This is a genomic window from Paenibacillus sp. PK3_47 (assembly GCF_023520895.1).
Lineage (GTDB): Bacteria > Bacillota > Bacilli > Paenibacillales > Paenibacillaceae > Paenibacillus_AQ.
In genome coordinates, this window is sequence record NZ_CP026029.1 from 876655 (window position 1) to 896286 (window position 19632).

Below are 19632 nucleotides of genomic sequence, written 5' to 3' on the forward strand. Positions count from 1 at the left end.
TTGTCTGCTTACATCGAAAATAAACAACAAAAAACACCCCTTCACTGGCAAAGGGATGTCTAAACGATATATTTTCACATTTAAAACTGCCTTTCGAACAGGAGCAGCATCACCCCGTGGGGCGGGAGTACAATGTCTTTGTGCCAGCATTCCTTCTCTACAATCTCTGTCCGGATGACCGGGCCGCTCCTGCTGTTTAAATACAGAATTTCTTCCTGTGTCAAAAAATCGGGCGATCCCATACGGATCCACTCATCCAATACCGATCCATGCTCGCGGTCCAGCTGATAACTGGTGCACTTATACGGTCCTGGGAGCAGATTTAGTGTAAAATCAAAGGCTTTGCTGCCTTTTTCCTCAAAAACATCATAACGGGTGGAGCCGGAGAGTTCCGACCAGTCCCCACTCGCAAACAGCTGATCCACATGTACATAGTGATAGAACAGAAATTGCATGCTTCCGTCGCTTTTCCGGGTTCCTGCGTAACCGTCTCCCTTTATAAGCAGCTCGTCCCCCAGCTTCTGCATCAGCTCAAAGGCATAATAGCCGGGCTTTTTCAGCCCGTCGCGGTTGATCAGGCCAAAGCCCCCATAGAACGGGGAAGCGGGAACGACACTCTCCTCAAAAACATCGGTAAACGACCAGAACGCCAGCGCCTTCACGTCACCGAGCGTGTTCATCGTCTGGTAGATGACAAACGGTGCCATAAACATCGTATCATGCAGCAAATTCCGGTCATACAGCGAAAAATTCCATTCGGTCACATGCAGTTCAACATGATCATACAATGCCGCATTCATTTTTTGCCGCAAACGGTCAATGCTGTCTTTATAGAAGGAAGGAGGCATAATCCGGGTCAGACGGTCTTCTTCCGATTTCAGCTTAGGATACTCCGAGTAAATATGGAACGAAAAGAAATCCAAAGGCACTTGCCGCCTGCTGCAGTAAGCCAAAAACTCCTCGGCCCACGTATCGTTCCAGAGGGAGCCGTAACCCATGGCAGGCCCTCCTGTCTTCAGCTCGGGCAATACGGATTTGATCGCATGGACGGTGGATTCGTAAAAAGCGAAGTATTCCTCTTTACTGCCTGCCCAGCAGACACCTGCCAGATCCGGTTCGTTCCATACTTCAAAATACCACTGCTTCACTTCTTCCGCCCCGTAACGGTTCAGGCAATGGCGGATAAATTCGCGGACGAGCGCTTCCCACTTGCCGGGATCTGCCGGAGGACTGATGTTGCCTCTCCACCAGAACAACGTTTCTTTGGATCTCGCCAGCTGGCCCGGCATAAAGCTTAGTTCGACGAACGGCCGTACTCCCTGCTCCAGAAGGAAGTCATACAGCTTGTCCACATAAGACCAGTTATAGACAGGTGTGCCGTCTTCATACTCGCTGTACACCATCATCTCATCGTTAAAAATGCCGTGAAACCGGATATGGCGGAACGGGATTTTCCCTTTTAATGCAGACAGCTGCCTCCGCCAGTCTTCACGCAATCCTTCTACGGCTCTGCCCGCTGTCATGGTGATGTTCCAGTGCTTCTCATATCCGGTTGCTGTCTGGTCTGCGCTGGCTTCAACCCGTATGGGGTCCGCAATGAGAACAGCCGGCACAACAGCCGCAGTCTGATCTCCATCCGCTTTGGCCTCCAAATAGCGGTACAGCGAGCCAATGGCATTCATCGTGTCCATTTCATAATAATCTCCGCTGGAGGATTCCTCATACGTCTTAGGCTTGCGGTTCAAGCTGAGCCGGTGCGGTTCCGGTGCAAGCGAAGCTTCCCGGTAAGAGCCGGGGGTGCAGCCATACTTCTCTTTGAAGTATTTGTTAAACAGCTTCACGTTCGCAAATCCGCAGTCCAGTGCGATTTCGGAGATGGTCTTATCGCTTTCCGCCAGCTGCACCTGAGCCTTCTCCAGCCGGATAAGCGTCAAATACTTTTGAAAGGGGATTCCGATTTTGTCGGTAAAGAAATGGGAAAAGTAGTGCAGGCTTAAATGCTCGGAGTCCGCCATATCCTGCAGGGTGATTTTCTCATTATAGTGGTTATCGATATATGTAAGGACACTGTTCAGCCTTTTATAGTCGTTGTCTCTACTGCCTTCATTGGCTGCCGGATTGGTCCCGTCTGAAAAATACCTCAGAAGAGTTCCGCATAACATCTGCAATCTGCCCATAGCGAACCTTTGATAACCCGGCGATTTTTTGTTGATCTCCCATACCATCTGCGCCAGATTCCGTTTAAGGCTATGCAGCTGCGGGGCGTCCTGCCCCGGGTTGCAGGAGATAAATGCATTGTTGTCCAGCAGCTCAGGGCCAAACTGCAGGGTTAGCAGCACATTATCCTGATGGGTCCGCTCAATCTTGTGAACCGACATGCTATTTATGACGATGAGATCATCTTCACCGAGCGTATACAGCTTCTGGTCCAGATACATGTTGATGGAGCCATGAAGAACATACAGGATCTCCACTTCCTTATGCCAATGAAAATCAACATGCTTCACAGAGTTCACAAAGAGCTTTATAGGCAGATCATCCTGATGCTGAATAAACTCATATAGGTAGCGAATTGTCTGCACCTCCCTTCATACCATTTTATTATAGCCATACTAAATGCAAAAAAGAAGCCGCCTCACTTGCAGCAGCTCCTCTGCAAATGAAACAGCTCTTTTTAACCCATTTATTATTTCTCCTGTTTCTCTATCTTCTCCATCAACAGTGAAATTACCTGCGCACTTTCTGCACGGTTGACTTGCTCATGCGGCATGAACAAGTGGTTTCCGCGGCCGCTGATGAAGCCAAGCTCCTGTGCAGCTCCCACTGCATCTGCCGCCCAGCTGCTGATCCTATGACGATCCTTAAAGTCACTCGCCTGACCGCCGGCAGCAATCTGGCCTGTTTGAAACAAATAGGCTTTGTAAATCATGACTGCCATCTCTTCACGGCTAACCGTTTCATCCGGTGCAAAGCTGTCCGCGCCTCTTCCGGTAACAATTCCTGCTTCGTAGGCTGCGGCAATGGATGCAGCGTACCATTTGGCCGGGTCCACATCCTTAAATACAGCCGGTTCCGAAGCCTGGATATTGAGTGTACGGGTAATCAATGAGGCAAGTTCAGCTCTGCTCACCTTTTGTTTGGGCGCAAATGCCGTATTGCTCACACCGAGGAGAATTTGTTTTGCAGCCATTTTTTTAATCACATCATAGGTTCAATAGGATGCGCTGACATCTTCGAATGTTTTGTCGAAGGTAAGGACGGCAAAGGTACTGAAGTGGTTAACTTGTGCAGTCCATTTACCGTTTGATAAGGTTCCGCCTATATACTCCACGCCGCCATCATCGGCAATGTAGTAGACGCCGGTCAGGTCCTGACGGGAGTTGTCATCGGCATTCAGCCTGATTGTGACCGGCTTGGAGAATTTCTCAAGCCTAAGCGCTGTTCCATCAGCCTTCACAATAGACAATTTGAAGTCATAAATCTCTCCGGCTGCGGTAATAACTGCATGATTTCTGCTTCCGGCTTGCTCAAGCAGCTGTTTGCTCTGTTCTGGAGTCAATGCATCCATTTCAAAGGATATTTGCGCCTGTTCCAGACCGCTGCCCGCAACCAGTGACTGCAAATCCTGTAATACCTCTGCAGGAATTTCAATCTCTACATCTGCATTTTTAACTGTCAAGGCATTCTTGCCGTCATTTGCCCCCGTTTTCACCGGAAACAGCACCTTCCGCTCCCCCTTAGCCAATTCAAAATTCAGGCTCTCCGCAGGATCTGGTGTGCTTACTGGCATTACCGCCGGCTTACTCGGTGGACTGCTTGGGTCGGGAGTATATGTTGGACTCGTTGGATTCGCTGGTTCACTTGGTTCAATTGGAGTGGCCGGACCTCCGGGGTCAGCGGGTCCTTCAGGTCCGTTAGGTTCTGTCGGGTTGCCCGGATTTCCCGGAACCTCCACCTTAACCGGTACATTAAAGTCATCGACGTTAATATGTCCGAAACCGCCTGTGGATTGGTCAACGATCTTAATGTACAGCTCCTCGCCGATATACGCTGAAGCATCCCAAATTTTCCGCTGGTATTCCTCATAATTGGTTGCAGTCTCTTTAAAAAGCTCCTTGCCGTCCGATGCGCGGACCAGTGCAACATACAGTTTCTCCATATCACGCCCGCCGCTGACCAGGAAGTTGAGCCTCCCGTTTCCGCCAAGAATGAAATTCTGTGATTGCAGCGTTCCGGTTAAGCTGTCACCGCCGGCCTCCTCATTGAAGCCCCATACATGATAGCCGCCCGGTATTTTTTGCGACGGATTGAAATAGATTGTCTCCCAGAAAAACTTTGCATCTGTCACATGGACATCTTGAAAGGCATCACCTTCCGTAATCCAGCCTGTCAGATCACCTGTCGCAAAATCATGGTTAGGCAGATCTGTAATATCAGTGTACACAGAGTTGTCCCAGTTATAAGGTACATCAACCGGAGCAGCCGGTTCACCTGTCAATGCGTTCATCTCCCATACTTCCATCGACTTGACCGTAACATCATTGTCTGCCCAGACTTGCAGCCCCAGGGAGTCGTATCTGCCTACATAAACCCGGGTGGTCAGTTTTTTCTTGTCATTGGCAAAAGCTTCAATCACCGAGCGGTCCAGGAAAATATGCAGCTTCAGATTTTCTCCGTCAAGATCTACATATCCGCCTTGAATACCATCGACACGTACATCCGGGTCAATACTGCTCTTGGTCCGGTCGACATTAAAGGTCCCGTCTGTCTTGTCGTAGTAAATCAATGTTTCTTCCTGGCCATTGTCGGAGCGCCGCACCTTAAGACCAAATTGCCGGGCTTCGCCCGGATCAATTTCCATCACAATCTCCAGCATGTCGCTTTTCACATCGCGGATCAGCTGATTGGCGGCCTGCAGATTTTTGTCTGCAAAATCAGCCACCTTCGTCCCCCGCAGGCTCTGCAGCTCCTGAATCGGCTCCATACGCAGTTCGTCATCTTCATCCAGGCTCAGGGAAACCGGCAGCGCCAGATTATGCGCCCATCCCGCCTGATACTCCGCCTGCGGCGTTCTTACATTCTGTACCATGGAGAATACGACTGTTCTTCCGTCAGGGGTAACCATCCCGCTCTCTGCGGTTAAATAGCCGTCGCCCACATCCATTTTGGACGGTGCCTCCTGGTCAGGAATAAATCTGTAATTATCCCGGTCCCAGGTGCCAATCCAGTAAAACACCTCTACATCTCTCTGCACATCATTCGCCGGTGCAACATGCTCCGGCTTTTCATGGGGATTGATCATAAAAATATACTTTTGCTTGCCCATGCTATCCTTGCCTAACGGAAGCAGAACCGGCAGTTCCCATACCGTGCCGAGCTCCGGATACAGGCTTCTGTCACTGACGTATAAAGGCCCTTTATACTCCCAGCTGTACATATCATCTGACACGTACACCAAGGCTGTGCCACTGTTGAAGTCCTGGAGACCGGAAGTCACCAGCTGAATCCACTGATCTGACTCTTCGTCGTACCATACAAAAGGATCCCTGAACTCATTATGAATGCCGTTTCCATTCTGCTCTGTAACTGGTTCAGGATGCTTTACCCAATGCTCCAAATTAGGGTCCGACAAGTCTGCCGGGGTGGCCAGCCCTGTTCTCTGGTTCGGGGACAAGGAGTCATTGCCTGCGGTGTAGAACAGAACAGGATTTCCGTCACGGTCATACGCCGCGCTGCCTGACCATGCACCGTCCGGATCAAGCGTGCCCGCTTCAGGCGCAAGTGCAGGCCGTACATTTTCCCAATGCACCATATCGTCGCTCACCCAGTGTCCCCAGTGGATTTGATGCCAGAACGGACCCTGCGGATTATGCTGATAAAATAAATGGTATTTGCCGTTATAATAAATCGGCGCATGCGCTTCATTCATCCAGTTCTGCGGAGGCATGGCATGATACTGCGGACGGTGCTGGTCACCGTCAAACACAGCCGGGTCCTCGTCAATATCGCCATTTGGAATTTCCGGAACCGCCCCGCCATGAAGCGCTTTTACATGCTCATACTCAGCAAGAATTTCCTGATCCGTTAGCGCTTTATTCTGCAGTTTCACTTCATCAATAAGTCCGCTGAACATGTTATAAGAGAACAGGCCTGCAAGCTCTACGGGTTTATTATTTTTGCCGATCATCAGGTCGGCAGAAGAAGAGGTGATCGGTACGTTGGCAGGCGTTGTCTGTGAAGCTACCTCCTGGCCATTCAGGTATAATTTAATGACTCCATCGTTTTTGTCGAACGTAGCCGCTACGTAATTCCATTTGTATTTTTCAAGCGGATGGTCTTCGACCCATACCTGAATCCACTGTCCGCCAATCCCAACCTGCATAGACCATGAGCCATGCCGGTACATGCCGAGGGAGAAGCCTTCCGCCTTATCCTGATCCGACTGGTTTACAATCGCCGACAGCTTGTTACCGTCTCCCCATTCATAGCTGCGCGGTGCGACCCAAGCCTCGATAGTTAGTGCATCGCCTACAGGAAGGGTATCCTGTGCTTTGACTTCAATGTCATTGGAGTAGCCATCGAACAGCAGGGCGCCGCCCTTGACCCCGCGCGGAGTCCATCTCGGATCTTTGGAGTCCATATATCTGGCATTATTAAATACATATTTTACATCATGCTCAAGCTGGCTTACTTCCTCAAGAGCCTTTTTTCCGGTGCCTTCATCCAAATTCATATAAAAGATATTACCTTTACCTTTGGCCTTAAAAGCGTCAATAGAAATTCTGGCCTGACCCGAAGAATCGATGATTTTAATATAAAGACTCTTATTGTAATACTTGTACATATTCCACGAAATTTGCTCGTTCGCACTAACATCGCCGGTTTTTTCAAGCAGTTCGTTAGTTCCGGCATCATAAAGTGCAACGTAGGCATCTTCCGGCTGGTCGATGTCTATAACATTGAAGGTAATCGTCCCGGTTCCTTGAAGCGTAAAGGCATTGGAGATAATGGCACCTTCCCCTTCCATGGAGGACTTGGCATAATAGCTGCCTTCTTTGCCCGGCCCGGCTCCATCAGTGACTTCAAAAGCGTTCCCCTCAACCGTCCAGCCTCCGAAAGTGCCGGACTCAAAACTGCCGTTTGCGATTTCCGTCGGGATAATGTTGCCGGCGATCACGCCTTCTTCCGGTACCCGCTCATGGAAGGTATGGAAAGCATCCGCAAACATCACTCCCCAATCCGAAACCGCGTGGTCGACGATCTCTATATACAGTTTTTTGCCTATATATTTGGAGAGGTCGGCTTTATACGTTTGCATATTCGCCAGCCGCATCCCTTGTCCAGGGTCAGGGAACCCGGAATCGTTAAATTCGCTGTTGCCGTATCTGGCAATCAGATTTCCTGTATCGGCATCACTGACGCTGACATAGGCCTGATCTGTATGCTTGCCTCCGCCTAGTCTGAAGGTAATCCAGCCTGTTCCTCCTAACTCAAAAGTGCTGGAACGCAGCACACCTGTTGCAGCCTCGTCTTTTCTCCAGCCGTTTAAGTGGTATGCTCCTTCCTGTTGGTATGGAATCTGTTCCGCCCACCATACGGTTTCGTCAGATACGCTGCCTGGCTCGAAGGCCTCTCCTTCTACTACTGTCCAGCCTGTGAGATCCCCGGTTTCAAAGCCTGGATTTTGTATTTGGTAACGTCTGAAATCCGGCTTGATATCCGGGGCAATTCTGCCCCCGGCTGGCTCTGCATCATGGTACATCAAGAATGCATCAGCAAAAATCAGCCCCCAGTCCGAGGTGGCATTATCAACAATTTCAACGTACAGCTTCTTGCCTAAATGTGCAGATAAATCCGCCTTATACTGCTCCATATTGGCAAGCCGCATTCCCTGGGCGGGATCCGGGAAGCCCACATCGGCAAATGCGCTGTTGCCGTACCTGGCAATCACTTCGCCGGAATCCGCATCTACAATATTTACATACACCTTGTCCGGATTTTTGGCTCCGCCCAGCTTAAAGCTGATCCAGCCGCTTCCGCCCAGTTCGAAGGTGCTGGACCGCAGCACACCTGTCGCAGCTTCGTTATACTTCCAGCCGTTCAGATGATAAATTCCATCCTGGTTATACGGGATTTGCTCCGCCCACCAGACGCTCTCCCCGGATACGCTGTCCGGTCCGAACGAATCCCCGCGGGTCACGGTCCATCCTGTTAAATCTCCGGTTTCAAAGCCTGGATTAACAATTTCATAGACTGTGTCCGTAACGGACGATTCTGATTCACGCCCGGGAACTTGATAGACTGCGTCCGTAACGGACAATTCTGATTCCGCCAGCGGAAATGAACCTCCTCCCGCTTCAACTTTACCAGCAGCTGCGGCCTCAGCCTGGATTCCCGGCACCGCAAGCTGAAGCACCATAACCCCTGCAACCAGCTTGGAGATCCAGGACGTATTTCTTTTATCTTTCCTCATGAACAAGCCTCCTTCTACAATTCTTAATCCAACAAAAGGCATCTCTATGAAGCGCTTTCAATACTGTTGACTTTGAAATTGTGGAGATAAAGCTGAACCTATTCATATAAACAGTTAAAAGGTTCAACTTATAGAGCCCAGTATTCTAACTTTTAATGAGGCTAGCCTACTTGAAATTTGATAGCGCGAAAAAGTCCTGCTATTTCATTCGTTTTTGCCAAAGATGGATGATTAGATGGAATTTCTCCACTTAAATAGCTAAAAAACCACTATTCGGATCAGCAGGAAGGATTTTAGATGGAGAAAATCCAACTATTGTCTCTCGCAGCCTCATTTTGAAAGAATTAGCGGGAGAAATTCCAACTAGTTTGCCCGGTACGACCGGCAGGCTCATGATGTTCCTTCCATCGGAAATCTGTCTATTATTTGCTATGCACATCCGTTGCTCTTTAGAGGCCCATTCTCTGCTCTTAATGCGCCTCATTGGCTGCAATCTTTGCGGTCTTCAAAAGTTACTCAACAATGCTGCTCAAAACAGTCATAAAGCGCTTTCAATATAAGTCTCTTTACCGCGCACTATTTGCCTCCCGATAGGGTAAGGGGCGCCTAAGCGCCCCATGTTACCAAATAGACTTCATCTCCCATATGTCCAGCGACTTCACCAATGCCTCGCCATCCCCCCAGAGTTCGAGTCCCAAGGCATCCTGACGGCTTGGATAGACACGGGTTGTCAGGCTTTTTAATCCGTTGGCATAAAGCTCGACCATGGAGCGGTCCAGATAGAGATGCAGCTGCAGATTCTCTCCGGACAGCTCCAACTTGCCGCCCTGGATTCCTTTGCACTTTTCTCCCGGATGCTGTGTCGTTAGGGTCCGGTCGGCCAACAGCATAGATTCTTTCCAGTCATAGTACAGCAGTGTTTCTTCCGCTCCATCAGGTGTACGCCGGACTTTGATGCCAAGCTTGGTGGCACTTCCCGGCGCAAGTTCCAGCTGTATTTCCAGCATATGGCCTTGTATATCCCTCAGCAGGTCGTTTGCATCCGCTAACGACTTATCCCTGAGCGATAAACGGTGCTCACCGCGCAAGGATTGCAGCTCCTGAATCGGCTCGATTCCCAGCCGCCCATCCTCCCGCAAATACACGCTTAGCGGTAATCCTCCATTGTGTGCCCAACCCGATTGAAACTCCAGTTCGGAGGTACGGTCACCTTGGGCAATTGTAAAAACAATATTCCGCCCCGTCTTCGGATCAACCATTCCGCTCGGACCTGTGAAATGAAAATCGCCGACATCTATCAATTGCGGCTCCTCCTGATCCGGGAGGAAGGCGAGATTATCCTGATCAAGCTGTCCAATCCAGTAGAATACCTCGACATCTGCGCCCGGCCCCACTGGACTGACCAGCAGAAGATGCTTGTACTCCCCCTGCTTATCGGCACCCAGGGGAAGGAGCACAGGAAGCTCCCAGATAGGGCCAAGATACGGAAACTTCTGAATATCCGCTTCAAAGAATGATCCTTTGTACGTCCAGTTCAGCATATCTTCTGAAGCGAAAGCCAGTGCCGCTCCGCCTCCGCCCTCCATCCCTGAGCCAACCAGGGCATACCATCCGTTCTCATCCTTCCATATGAACGGGTCCCGGAAATCCCCGAACGCCCCCATTCCCTTCTGCTGTACGATGAGCGGCTCCGGATGTTTAATCCACTTCACGAGATCAGGATCCCCATCTTCGGAATAAGTGCTTCTGGCCAGCGCCACACTCTGATTCGGCGAAGCACTGTCATTGCCCGCCGTAAAGAACAGGACCGGGAGACCTTCTTCATCATAAGACGCACTTCCCGACCAGATTCCGTCAGGGGCGAGCTGGTCTTTCTCAGGCGCCAGGGCAATGGGAAGATCACGCCAATGCACCAGATCCTCACTTACCCAATGGCCCCAGTGGATATGATGAAAATACGGTCCCTGCGGATTATGCTGATAGAACAAATGATATTGCCCGTCAAAATAGACTGGTGCATGCGGCTCATTCATCCAATGGGCCGGCGGACTGACATGGTATTGCGGTCTATGCCTGTCCTGAAGCAAGGGGGTACGGTCCAGCTTAATATCGTCATAGTTCACAAGTGGCCGGACGCCACCCAGCACGGAATCCAGCACCTCCTGATATGAAGCCGCCACTTCCTCATTACTAAGCGCACGGTTATAGATTTTCAGCTCATCCATGATCCCGCTGAACATGTGGAGGCTGAACACTTCCGCAAGCCTGCTGCTGTGATTGTTTCTGCCGATGAGCAGATCCGTATCCGCAGCGGCAGCTATTCGGGAACCGCGGGGAACTGCGGCCGAAGCGATCTCGCTGCCGTTAAGGAACAGCTTCATCTCACCTTCGTCCCCGTTAAATACAGCATTCAGGTACGACCATTCACTTTTGGGCAGCTCACAGCCGTCCGGCGACCAGATCTCTGCCCATTTTCCTCCCTCAAGTCCTGCCTGGAAGGACCAGGACCCGTGACGGAACATGCCAAGCAGGTATCCCTGCTTAGCATTCTTATTGTGCTGGTTCACAATGGCGGCCAGCTTGCCATCCTGTCCCCACTCATAGGTACGCGGCGCAACCCATACTCCGATACTAAGCGCGGGCAGGAATTCATGCCCTCCCTTTCCCCGGGCAGGATGGGCAATGTATGTGGAGTAACCATCGAAGTGAAGACCGCTTCCCGTTACCCCCTGTCTCCATAACGGAGTACAAGGGTTGGTAAACTCCGCGTGGTTAAATACGTAGTGCACATCATCAAGCGTCCGGGTGACGCTCTCCATGGTGCCTGCTCCAGTTCCTTCATCAAAAGCCCAATGCATCATTAGCCCCCGGTTGCCCGTCTGGCTGCTCATGCTTCATTCCTCCCTGATGTCTGCCCTGTGCGTATCTGCGGAATCTGGACAGCATCCAAAGTATGGATCTGAAGCGAGTTCAGGACAACCAGTCCAGATGTGGTACTTATCCGGATCTTCTCCACCGGGGCGTCAGGGAAAACCTGATCAGTCAGCACAACCAGTCCGTTATCCGCATACACTTCAACTGCATTGCGGTCCAGCCAGATCTGCAGCTTAAGCCGTCCGTCCGCAGCGGCCAAGCCAGCACCGTGCCGGCTTGCGAATGCCGGATGGAAGTCAGTCACACCGCTATTCGAACGGTCGGTGAACAGCCATTCCTTAGCAGGGTCATACCCGATAATAATTTCGCTTTGTCCGGCAGATTGCAGATGGATACATACCTCTTCCCCGGATTGGATCTCCATCTGTGCTTCAATCTCTATCAGATCGCGATTCGTCGGCTGTATAAAAGGAGTCTCCGGCGTAACTGTGACATCGTTCCAGCTTACGGATTCATTGCGCAGCTGCTCAATTTCCCGGACAGGCATCTGGGTAAGTACTACATCTCCGTTCTTTTCAGTCAGGGATAAAGCACGGGGCAGAGTCATTGCGCCTCTCCACGAACCTGTAGGCGTCTCGTTGGCATACTTCCAGTTGCTCATCCACCCGATGATTACGCGGCGGCCGTCTTGCTCAGGAATATCTGACCAGGTAACTCCCGCGTAGTTATCTCTGCCATAATCAAGCCACAGGATATGATCTGCCGGATGATCATTGATGAACGTCTTCCCGTCGAACTCTCCAATGAAATATTGCGTACGCGATCCTTCCGGACAGTTGGGATTGTCCCCGATGCTGATGATCAGCACCCATTTCGATCGCCCGGTGTCATCCACCGGCAGCTGAAACAGATCCGGGCATTCCCATACGCCGTCATGGGAGCCTTCTTCCCTCCCGAATTCACCTGTCAGCGACCATTCCCGCAGATTAGCGGAGGCATAGAACCGGGCATGGTCTCCCGCTACTATTGCCATAATCCACTGCTTGCTTTGCGCATGCCAGAATACCTTCGGATCACGGAAGTCTATCAGATCCTCCTCGGCGAGCACCGGATTCCCGTCATACTTGTGCCAGGTCTCCCCCTTATCGCTGCTGTAAGCCAGACTCTGCCGCTGACGCGGCTGCCCCGTCTCCGGGTGGGTATCCGCATGCGTAAAGATTGCGACGAGTCCATGGGTATTCCCAAATAGACCGCTGCTGTTATTCCAGTCCACTACACAGCAGCCGGAGAAAATTGCCCCATGCTCATCCGGGAATAGTGCCGTTGGCGCGTGCTCCCAGTGAATCTGATCTTTACTTACCGCATGGCCCCAGTGCATCGGCCCCCATTTATTACTGTAAGGATGATATTGATAGAATAGATGATAGCTTCCCTCATAAAAGACTAATCCGTTCGGGTCATTTGCCCAGTTGGAGGGTGGTGAAAAGTGAAACCCCGGTCTAAACCGATCCTTATTATGTTGTGTGCCGGACTCTATCATCCGGTTAATCTCATCTGTCGTCGGCATAGCCCCGAGAGCCCCCTTTCGCGTAGTTACTAACGCTCCGCCGGCATTGGCAAAAGTCAGCATGCTGGTGATTTGTTCATGGGTCAGTCCCTGCAGGGAACCTCCGCTTTCCAGAATTTTAAATAACAGGCAGCCCAGAAAAGCGTCTCCTGCTCCATTCGTGTCGATGGCCTTCACCTTAAAGCCCGGCACGTAACCATCCCGGCCGGCTAAACGGTAATAGCAGCCTTTTTCCGCTAGAGTCACAACCAGAAGTCCGATGTCATATTGCTGCTGGAGCTCCTGTGAGCCTTTTTCAAGATCACTGGTACCCGTTAAGAAAGATAACTCATCTTCGGAGACTTTCAGGATATCGGCATAATTCATTCCCCAAAAAATATTCTGTCTGGCCTGCTCTTTACTCTCCCATAAGGAAAACCGGATATTGGGATCGAACGAGAGCAGCACCCCTGAATCCTTGGCCTTGCGGACTGCGGTCCGGGTGGCTGTACGGGCAGGCTCATGCGTCATCGACAACGAACCGAAATGCAGCGCCCGGGAGGCCTCAATCCGCTCAAGCGGAACATCTTCAGCATGCAGGAAAGTATCTGCCCCTGGTTTGCGGAAGAAGCTGAAGGATCTGTCCCCCTGGTCATCCAGATGGACAAAAGCCAGCGTTGTACTTGCTTCATTTGTGACGGAAACACTGTCTGCATCAATACCGTTTTCAACCAGCACGTTATGCAGCAATGAGCCGAATTGATCTTCCCCGACCTTGCTGATCATTGCTGATCTGGCGCCCAGACGGGACAGCGCAGCGGCTACGTTGGCCGGAGCCCCTCCCGGATTGCATTCAAACAGCCCGTTCCCCGCGGCTGAACGGCCTGCAGGCGTAAAGTCTATTAATACTTCGCCGATAGCGATAACATCAAGCACAGTTTCTCCCCACCTATTCTCTATTTATTGGTTCAGATTGGCGTTATAGCGGTCCAGACCGGTCTGATAGATTTCCATCAATTCATTCAGGCCCATCTTTTCCAGTGTCTTGATATAGCTGTCCCATTCTTCATCTGCACCGCCATCCACAATGAATTTTCCTCTTTGCGTATTTACATACTTGATCAGTTCCGGTTCAATCTTGTTGATGGTATCCAGCTCCTCCGGCTCAAAGAAAATGCCCGGATAGTTTTCCTTTTCCATGAACGGGTTGTAGTACTTCTCAAGATCCTCAGCCCGCTGCTGTGCCCGGGGTTCCATGTCTACCACTTTTCCGAAGTCATCAAAAGTAATAACGCCGGGTGCACCCGATCCCGGAGCAACCTTCTGGCGGAATTCACCTGCAGAGGCACCCTCAGGAAGCGGCAGATTTACCAATTTTCCATTTTCATCTTTCTTGTATACGACATCCAGCGGCCCCCAGTGAATTTGCGCAGCCATGTACGGTTCATACTGCTGGTCGATCCAGCGCATGGTGATTTCCGGATGGCTGTTCTCTTTGGTGATGACAAAGGATCCGCGTCCGGGACCGCCGCCGTTAGCACGTCCAATGGTCTGCTCGCCATTAGCACCTTTGAGCGGGGACAGCAGATCATAGTCCTTGGCACGCTCGGTTCCGACAACCTCTTCAACCTCCCACCAGATATAGGATCCCAGTGTCTCATCTGTTGTTTTACCTTTGGCCAAATACTGCGCAGCATCCTGTGTGAAGGACTCCGGATCAATCAGACCCTGCTTATACCATTGTTCATGGAAATAATTCAGAGCTTCCTTATATTCAGGCTGGGTCGCAGTAAAAATAACTTTACCGTCCCGGACCACACGGTGCTCCAGATTATCGGGAAGTCCAAAAGCTCCGAACAGCCCGGCAATATCCATACACCACTGCATATGCATAAAGCTTAACGGGATTTCATCCTGCTTGCCGTTGCCGTTCGGGTCCTGTGTTTTAAAAGCAACCAGTGCCTGGGTGTATTCATCCAGTGTTTCCGGCACCTTCAGCCCCAGCTTATCCAGCCAGCCCTTATTGATGACGTGAAAGAAGGGGTTGGTTCCGAGGTTGTTTTCTTCCCATGACGGGAGCCCGTAGATGTGCCCGTCCGGTGCTGTGATCGAAGATTTAATGTCCGGACGGCGGTCAAGAAGCGCTTTCAAGTTAGGGGCATATTGATCAATTAAATCTTCCAGCGGAATCAGCGTTCCGTCTTCACCGTAATTAATCAGCTCGTAATCAGTAAATCCGGCAGCATAAAAAGCATCAGGCAAATCGCCGCTTGCCAGTAACAGGTTTTTCTTTTCTGTATAATCGGTATCCGGAATGTTCTCCCAGTTGATCTTCACATTGGTTTCCTGCTCCAGCCGCTTGAAGATTTCCATCTCCGAGAATTCCGGCGCCAAGGCTGCTTTTGGGGCTACCATTCTTAGTGACACTGCTTCGTTTACAATGGGAAGACCGGTTGCATTAAAATTCGCTTCCTGATCAGGACTCTCTGCCTGCTCCTTTGACCCGTTACCGCTGCCCGAACATCCGCTTAGCGCAAACGCTCCGGCCAACACCAGAATTCCCGCATTTTTGAATAAAGACTTCATTATCCATAACCTCCCTTTTGTTCAACCCACCAGCTAACCAATCGTATGACTTTGCCTTGTTGCGCCTGAATTACGGCTGGACATCCCCCCTTTCAAGTCCTGTGTTCCGGGCATTAGCCCTTAATCGATCCGATCATTACACCCTTGACAAAGTATTTTTGCAGAAAAGGATACAAAATCAGCAGCGGCAGACTGGATACCATGATAACGCCGTATTTGATCAGTTCGGTTACGCGCATTTTGGCTGCATAGGATTCCACATCGATCATCATGCCCGAATTGACCTGATTCTGGACAAGGATGTTACGGAGGACCAGTTGCAGCGGGTACTTGCTTTCATCATTCAGGTAAATCAAAGCGTCGAAGAAACCGTTCCAGAAGCCGACGACATGATACAGAACCATTACCGCCAGAATGGATTTGGACAGTGGCAGCACAATGCTCCAGAAAAATCTGGTGTTCGAGCAACCGTCAATAGAAGCCGCTTCCCACATCTCATCCGGTATGGACGACTGGAAGAACGTTCTTACAATAATGACGTTGAACACACCCCCAGCCCCGGGAATAACCAGTGCCCACATCGTATTTAGCATGTGCAGATCTTTGATCAGCAGATAAGTGGGAATCAACCCTCCGCTGAAGAACATCGTGACCAGCAGAAACCACATAATAACTGATTTTCCGGCCAGATCCTTACGGGCTAACGGGTAGGCTGCAAACACGGTGACTGCTACCCCGATTATGGTTCCCAGCGTCGCATACAGAATGGAGTTTCCATATCCGATCCATATCGAGGAATCACTGAATATCCGCTCGTAACCGTCCAGTGTAAAGCCTTTCGGGAACAGCCATACCTCTCCTGAGTAGATGTAATTAGGATCGCTGAATGAGGCAACCAGCACAAAGTACAACGGGTATAATACGAGCAGCATAATAAGGCTCAGCAGGAAATAGTTGATGATATCAAACCATACGTCGCCTCTGCTCTTTCGCTTGACTAACTGATTCAAATAAACTCCTCCTTACCAGAGACTGGTTTCTGTCATCTTTTTGGCGATCCGGTTCACGGTGAAAATCAGGATAATATTGATCAGGGAGTTGAACAGGCCGACTGCCGTTGAAAAGCTGTACTGGGCCTTCTGAATCCCCATTTCATACACATAGGTCGGAATAATATTGGAAGTAGCGTAGTTCAGATCACTTTGCATCAAAAACGCTTTTTCAAAACCGATGCTCATGATATTTCCAAGGGCGAGAATCAGCAGAATGACGATTGTCGGCAAAATGCTGGGAATATCCACGTACCACACACGCTTCCATTTGCTTGCCCCGTCCATAATGGCCGCTTCATGCAGTTCGGGGTTGACTCCCGCCAGTGCGGCAAGATAGATAATCGTGGAGAAGCCTGTCTCCTGCCATATCCCTGACAAAATATACAATGGACGGAACCAGCCCTCATCAGCCATGAAGAGAATGGGTTCGCCTCCGAACCAGGTAATGACATGATTCACAATTCCGCTGTTTGGCGATAAAAAAACATTCAGCATGCCGACAAGGACAACGGTAGAAATAAAATGAGGCGCATAAATTACGGTCTGGACAAACTTCTTATAGGATTTGCCCAGCATCTGATTCAGCATAATGGCGATGATAATCGGAGCGGGGAAGCCAAACAACAGCGACAGAAAACTGAGCGAGAGCGTGTTCGTAATGATTGTCCAGAAGTTGTAGGCACCGAAAAAGTCTTTAAAGTGCTGAAAGCCTACCCATTCGCTTCCCCAAATCCCCTGGCTTGGCGAGAAATCCTTAAATGCAATCTGTACCCCGTACATCGGATAGTACTTGAATACGAGATACAGAATAATGATCGGCAGCAAAAACAGATATAGCTCATAGTCACGCTTGACCCTGCTCCACCGTTTGCGGCTGGGCTTGATCAAAGCATGCTCTCCCCCGCTGGTTTTTGAATTCACATCTATACTCCCTTTCAATGTAAAATAATCAGCCGATTTGAAACGTTTCCAATTTATATCGAGCTTCACGCTTCAGATCAGATCTATACCACGAATCAACCAGTGAAGCGGAGCTTCCTGCAGAGAAAGCAGAAGCAAGTAAGAGTGAGTTATTATACTTGAAACGTTTCCAATTTTAAGGAGAAAAACGTCAGTGGTAACTCCGCAGCTGATGTTTCTCTGATCTGCAGGAAATCATGTAGTCTCACCCTGCCTGAACATAACGGGGATACGGTACACCTGCTTCTCCAAAGGAATGCCTTCAATCTTGTTATACAGCAGCCTGATTGTCATGCGTGCCATTTCTTCCACCGGCTGCCTGATGGTAGACAGAATAGGATGAAAATAAGGATTATCCTGAATGCCGTCATAACCGATGACCTTCACATCTTCCGGAACACGGATGCCCTGCTTGCTTGCCTTGTCTATATAGCTGGCGGCCAGCATATCGGTAATGGCAAAAACGCCATCGGCATCGCCATGCTTCTCCAGAAACTCGTTGATATAAGCATGGTCATCCAGAATAGGATCGGGCTTCTCATAGATCACATAATCAATTCCCAGTGCTTCCGCCTCATGAATGAATCCCTGTCTGCGGTTCATGGTTTCACTGAACACGGAAGTAACGCTTCCCATAAAAGCCGGCTTTCTGGCTCCAGCCTTCACAAGCTCCCTCAGCGCCAGACGTCCTCCCTCATAATTATCCGAAGTCACGCAGGTGATCTTCTTGTTGAAGTGTCTGTCAATGCTCACAATGGGAATATCGTTGCTCACATTATTCTCGATATCATTGTAAGTTATGCCAACAATACCAGCTACCTTGTTCTGGCGGAGCATATCCAGATAATACAGCTCCTTCTCGGGTTTGCCGCCGCTGTTGCACAGCATGAGCTTGAACCCTTCCCGGTCCAGTTCATCCTCAATGTAATAAGCCAATTCTGAAAAGAAAGGATTCCAGATGCTCGGAAGCAGCAAAGCTACCATTTTGGACTTCTGCATCTTGAAATTTCTGGCCACTTCATTCGGGAAATAATTCAGCTCCTGAATAGCTTCTTCTACTTTCTTGCGTGTCTTAGGCTTAACGGCACCTGAGTTGTTAATGACCCGGGATACGGTTCCTACTGCGACGCCGGCTAAGTTGGCTACATCTTTAATGCTTGTCATTTAACACCCCCGGACTCTCTTACTGAAATTTATAATAGCACTAAGTTGGAAACGTTTCAATACCTAAATTGGAAACGTTTCAAATTTAATTTTGCCTGCAACAAAAACCAGCCTGCAGGGGCAACCTATGGTTGCCCCTGCAGGCTGGTTTCTTATATGATCTAACAGAGGGAGTGACATTACAACATGGATATTAACAAATACGAAGGTCTCGTTCCGGACGTATTCCTGTTCGTAGATCGCAGATCGTTTCCGGACTGGGAGATTGCCCGGAGCACTATAGATTTCCATGACCTTACCTTCATCGTTGAAGGGCGGTCGGACTACTATATCAACGGGGAAAAGTTTACCGTAGAAGCCGGGGATATGCTCTATGCTCCTTCGGGCAGTATCCGGGAAGCCAACACATCCAGGGAATCACCGATGCATTCTTATGCGTTTAATTTTGTCTGGGAGGGCGGGGACAATCATGTACGGCTTCCCTTCGGAACTGTAACCCGCAACTGGAGAACCAAAGAGCTCCTGAAGGACATCCGGGAATTTTCCCACGTCTGGATGGGCAAACAGCCGCTGTACCGGATGAAAGCCCGGGCCATCTTCCAGATGATTATATACAGGCTCCTTAGCATTGCCCACCATCAGGAACAACCGCTGATGGACCCGAGAATCCATAAGGCCATGGCCTATATCATGGACCATTACTCGGAGAATCTCTCCATCGCCGAGCTTGCCGGTCTGGTCGGCCTGAATCCCGTCTATCTCGGCAAGCTGTTCAAGCAGAACACCGGCTCCACCTGCAAGGAATTCCTGAACAGGGTGCGGGTGAACAATGCCGAGATGATCCTCTCCGCCGGCGGTTTTAATGTCACGGAGGTGGCGCAGCACTGCGGCTATCATGATGTCGCCTACTTCAGCAATGTTTTCAAGAACATCAAGGGTTACCCTCCTTCATCCGCCCTGAAATAAAGCAGCAGCCT

The 19632-nt window shown here is 50.1% G+C and carries 11 protein-coding genes; 2 read left to right on the top strand and 9 right to left on the bottom strand.

What is annotated here, in order from left to right; all coding sequences use genetic code 11:
- Positions 1-80: 80 nt before the first annotated feature.
- From C2I18_RS04120 to C2I18_RS04130, 3 genes are all read right to left on the bottom strand, one after another.
- Entirely contained in the window at positions 81-2507 is a 2427-nt protein-coding gene (locus C2I18_RS04120; RefSeq protein WP_249900021.1) for a GH39 family glycosyl hydrolase, read from the bottom strand.
- Positions 2508-2686: 179 nt separating this feature from the next.
- A complete protein-coding gene (locus tag C2I18_RS04125; protein ID WP_249900022.1) occupies positions 2687-3202 on the bottom strand; it encodes an S-layer homology domain-containing protein in 516 nt (171 codons plus the stop codon).
- 9 nt (positions 3203-3211) lie between these two features.
- The gene (locus tag C2I18_RS04130; protein WP_249900023.1) at positions 3212-8473 is read right to left on the bottom strand and encodes a GH32 C-terminal domain-containing protein; all 5262 of its coding nucleotides are present in this window, start codon (positions 8471-8473) and stop codon (positions 3212-3214) included.
- Between the two features lie 335 nt (positions 8474-8808).
- Here C2I18_RS04130 and C2I18_RS04135 point away from each other — a divergent pair, with 335 nt between their 5' ends.
- Entirely contained in the window at positions 8809-9033 is a 225-nt protein-coding gene (locus tag C2I18_RS04135; protein WP_249900024.1) for a hypothetical protein, read from the top strand.
- A gap of 60 nt (positions 9034-9093) precedes the next feature.
- Here C2I18_RS04135 and C2I18_RS04140 read toward each other — a convergent pair whose 3' ends face one another.
- The 6 genes from C2I18_RS04140 to C2I18_RS04165 all read right to left on the bottom strand — a co-directional run bounded on the left by C2I18_RS04140 (position 9094) and on the right by C2I18_RS04165 (position 18655).
- Positions 9094-11364, bottom strand: a complete 2271-nt coding sequence (locus C2I18_RS04140; RefSeq protein WP_249900025.1) for a GH32 C-terminal domain-containing protein — start codon at positions 11362-11364, stop codon at positions 9094-9096.
- On the bottom strand, positions 11361-13829 hold the full coding sequence (locus tag C2I18_RS04145; RefSeq protein WP_249900026.1) for a PfkB family carbohydrate kinase: 2469 nt from the start codon (positions 13827-13829) through the stop codon (positions 11361-11363). The genes C2I18_RS04140 and C2I18_RS04145 overlap by 4 nt, the downstream gene beginning before the upstream one ends.
- Positions 13830-13853: 24 nt before the next feature.
- The gene (locus tag C2I18_RS04150; RefSeq protein WP_249900027.1) at positions 13854-15479 is read right to left on the bottom strand and encodes an ABC transporter substrate-binding protein; all 1626 of its coding nucleotides are present in this window, start codon (positions 15477-15479) and stop codon (positions 13854-13856) included.
- Positions 15480-15592: 113 nt separating this feature from the next.
- The gene (locus C2I18_RS04155) at positions 15593-16489 is read right to left on the bottom strand and encodes a carbohydrate ABC transporter permease (protein WP_249900028.1); all 897 of its coding nucleotides are present in this window, start codon (positions 16487-16489) and stop codon (positions 15593-15595) included.
- Positions 16490-16501: 12 nt separating this feature from the next.
- On the bottom strand, positions 16502-17452 hold the full coding sequence (locus C2I18_RS04160; protein WP_249900029.1) for an ABC transporter permease: 951 nt from the start codon (positions 17450-17452) through the stop codon (positions 16502-16504).
- Between the two features lie 234 nt (positions 17453-17686).
- Positions 17687-18655: a LacI family DNA-binding transcriptional regulator gene (locus C2I18_RS04165; protein WP_249900030.1), complete on the bottom strand. Its 969-nt coding sequence runs from the start codon at positions 18653-18655 to the stop codon at positions 17687-17689.
- A 186-nt stretch (positions 18656-18841) separates the two neighbouring features.
- Here C2I18_RS04165 and C2I18_RS04170 point away from each other — a divergent pair, with 186 nt between their 5' ends.
- Positions 18842-19621 (top strand): helix-turn-helix transcriptional regulator, encoded by a 780-nt coding sequence (locus C2I18_RS04170; protein ID WP_249900031.1) that lies wholly within the window; start codon positions 18842-18844, stop codon positions 19619-19621.
- Positions 19622-19632: the final 11 nt, after the last annotated feature.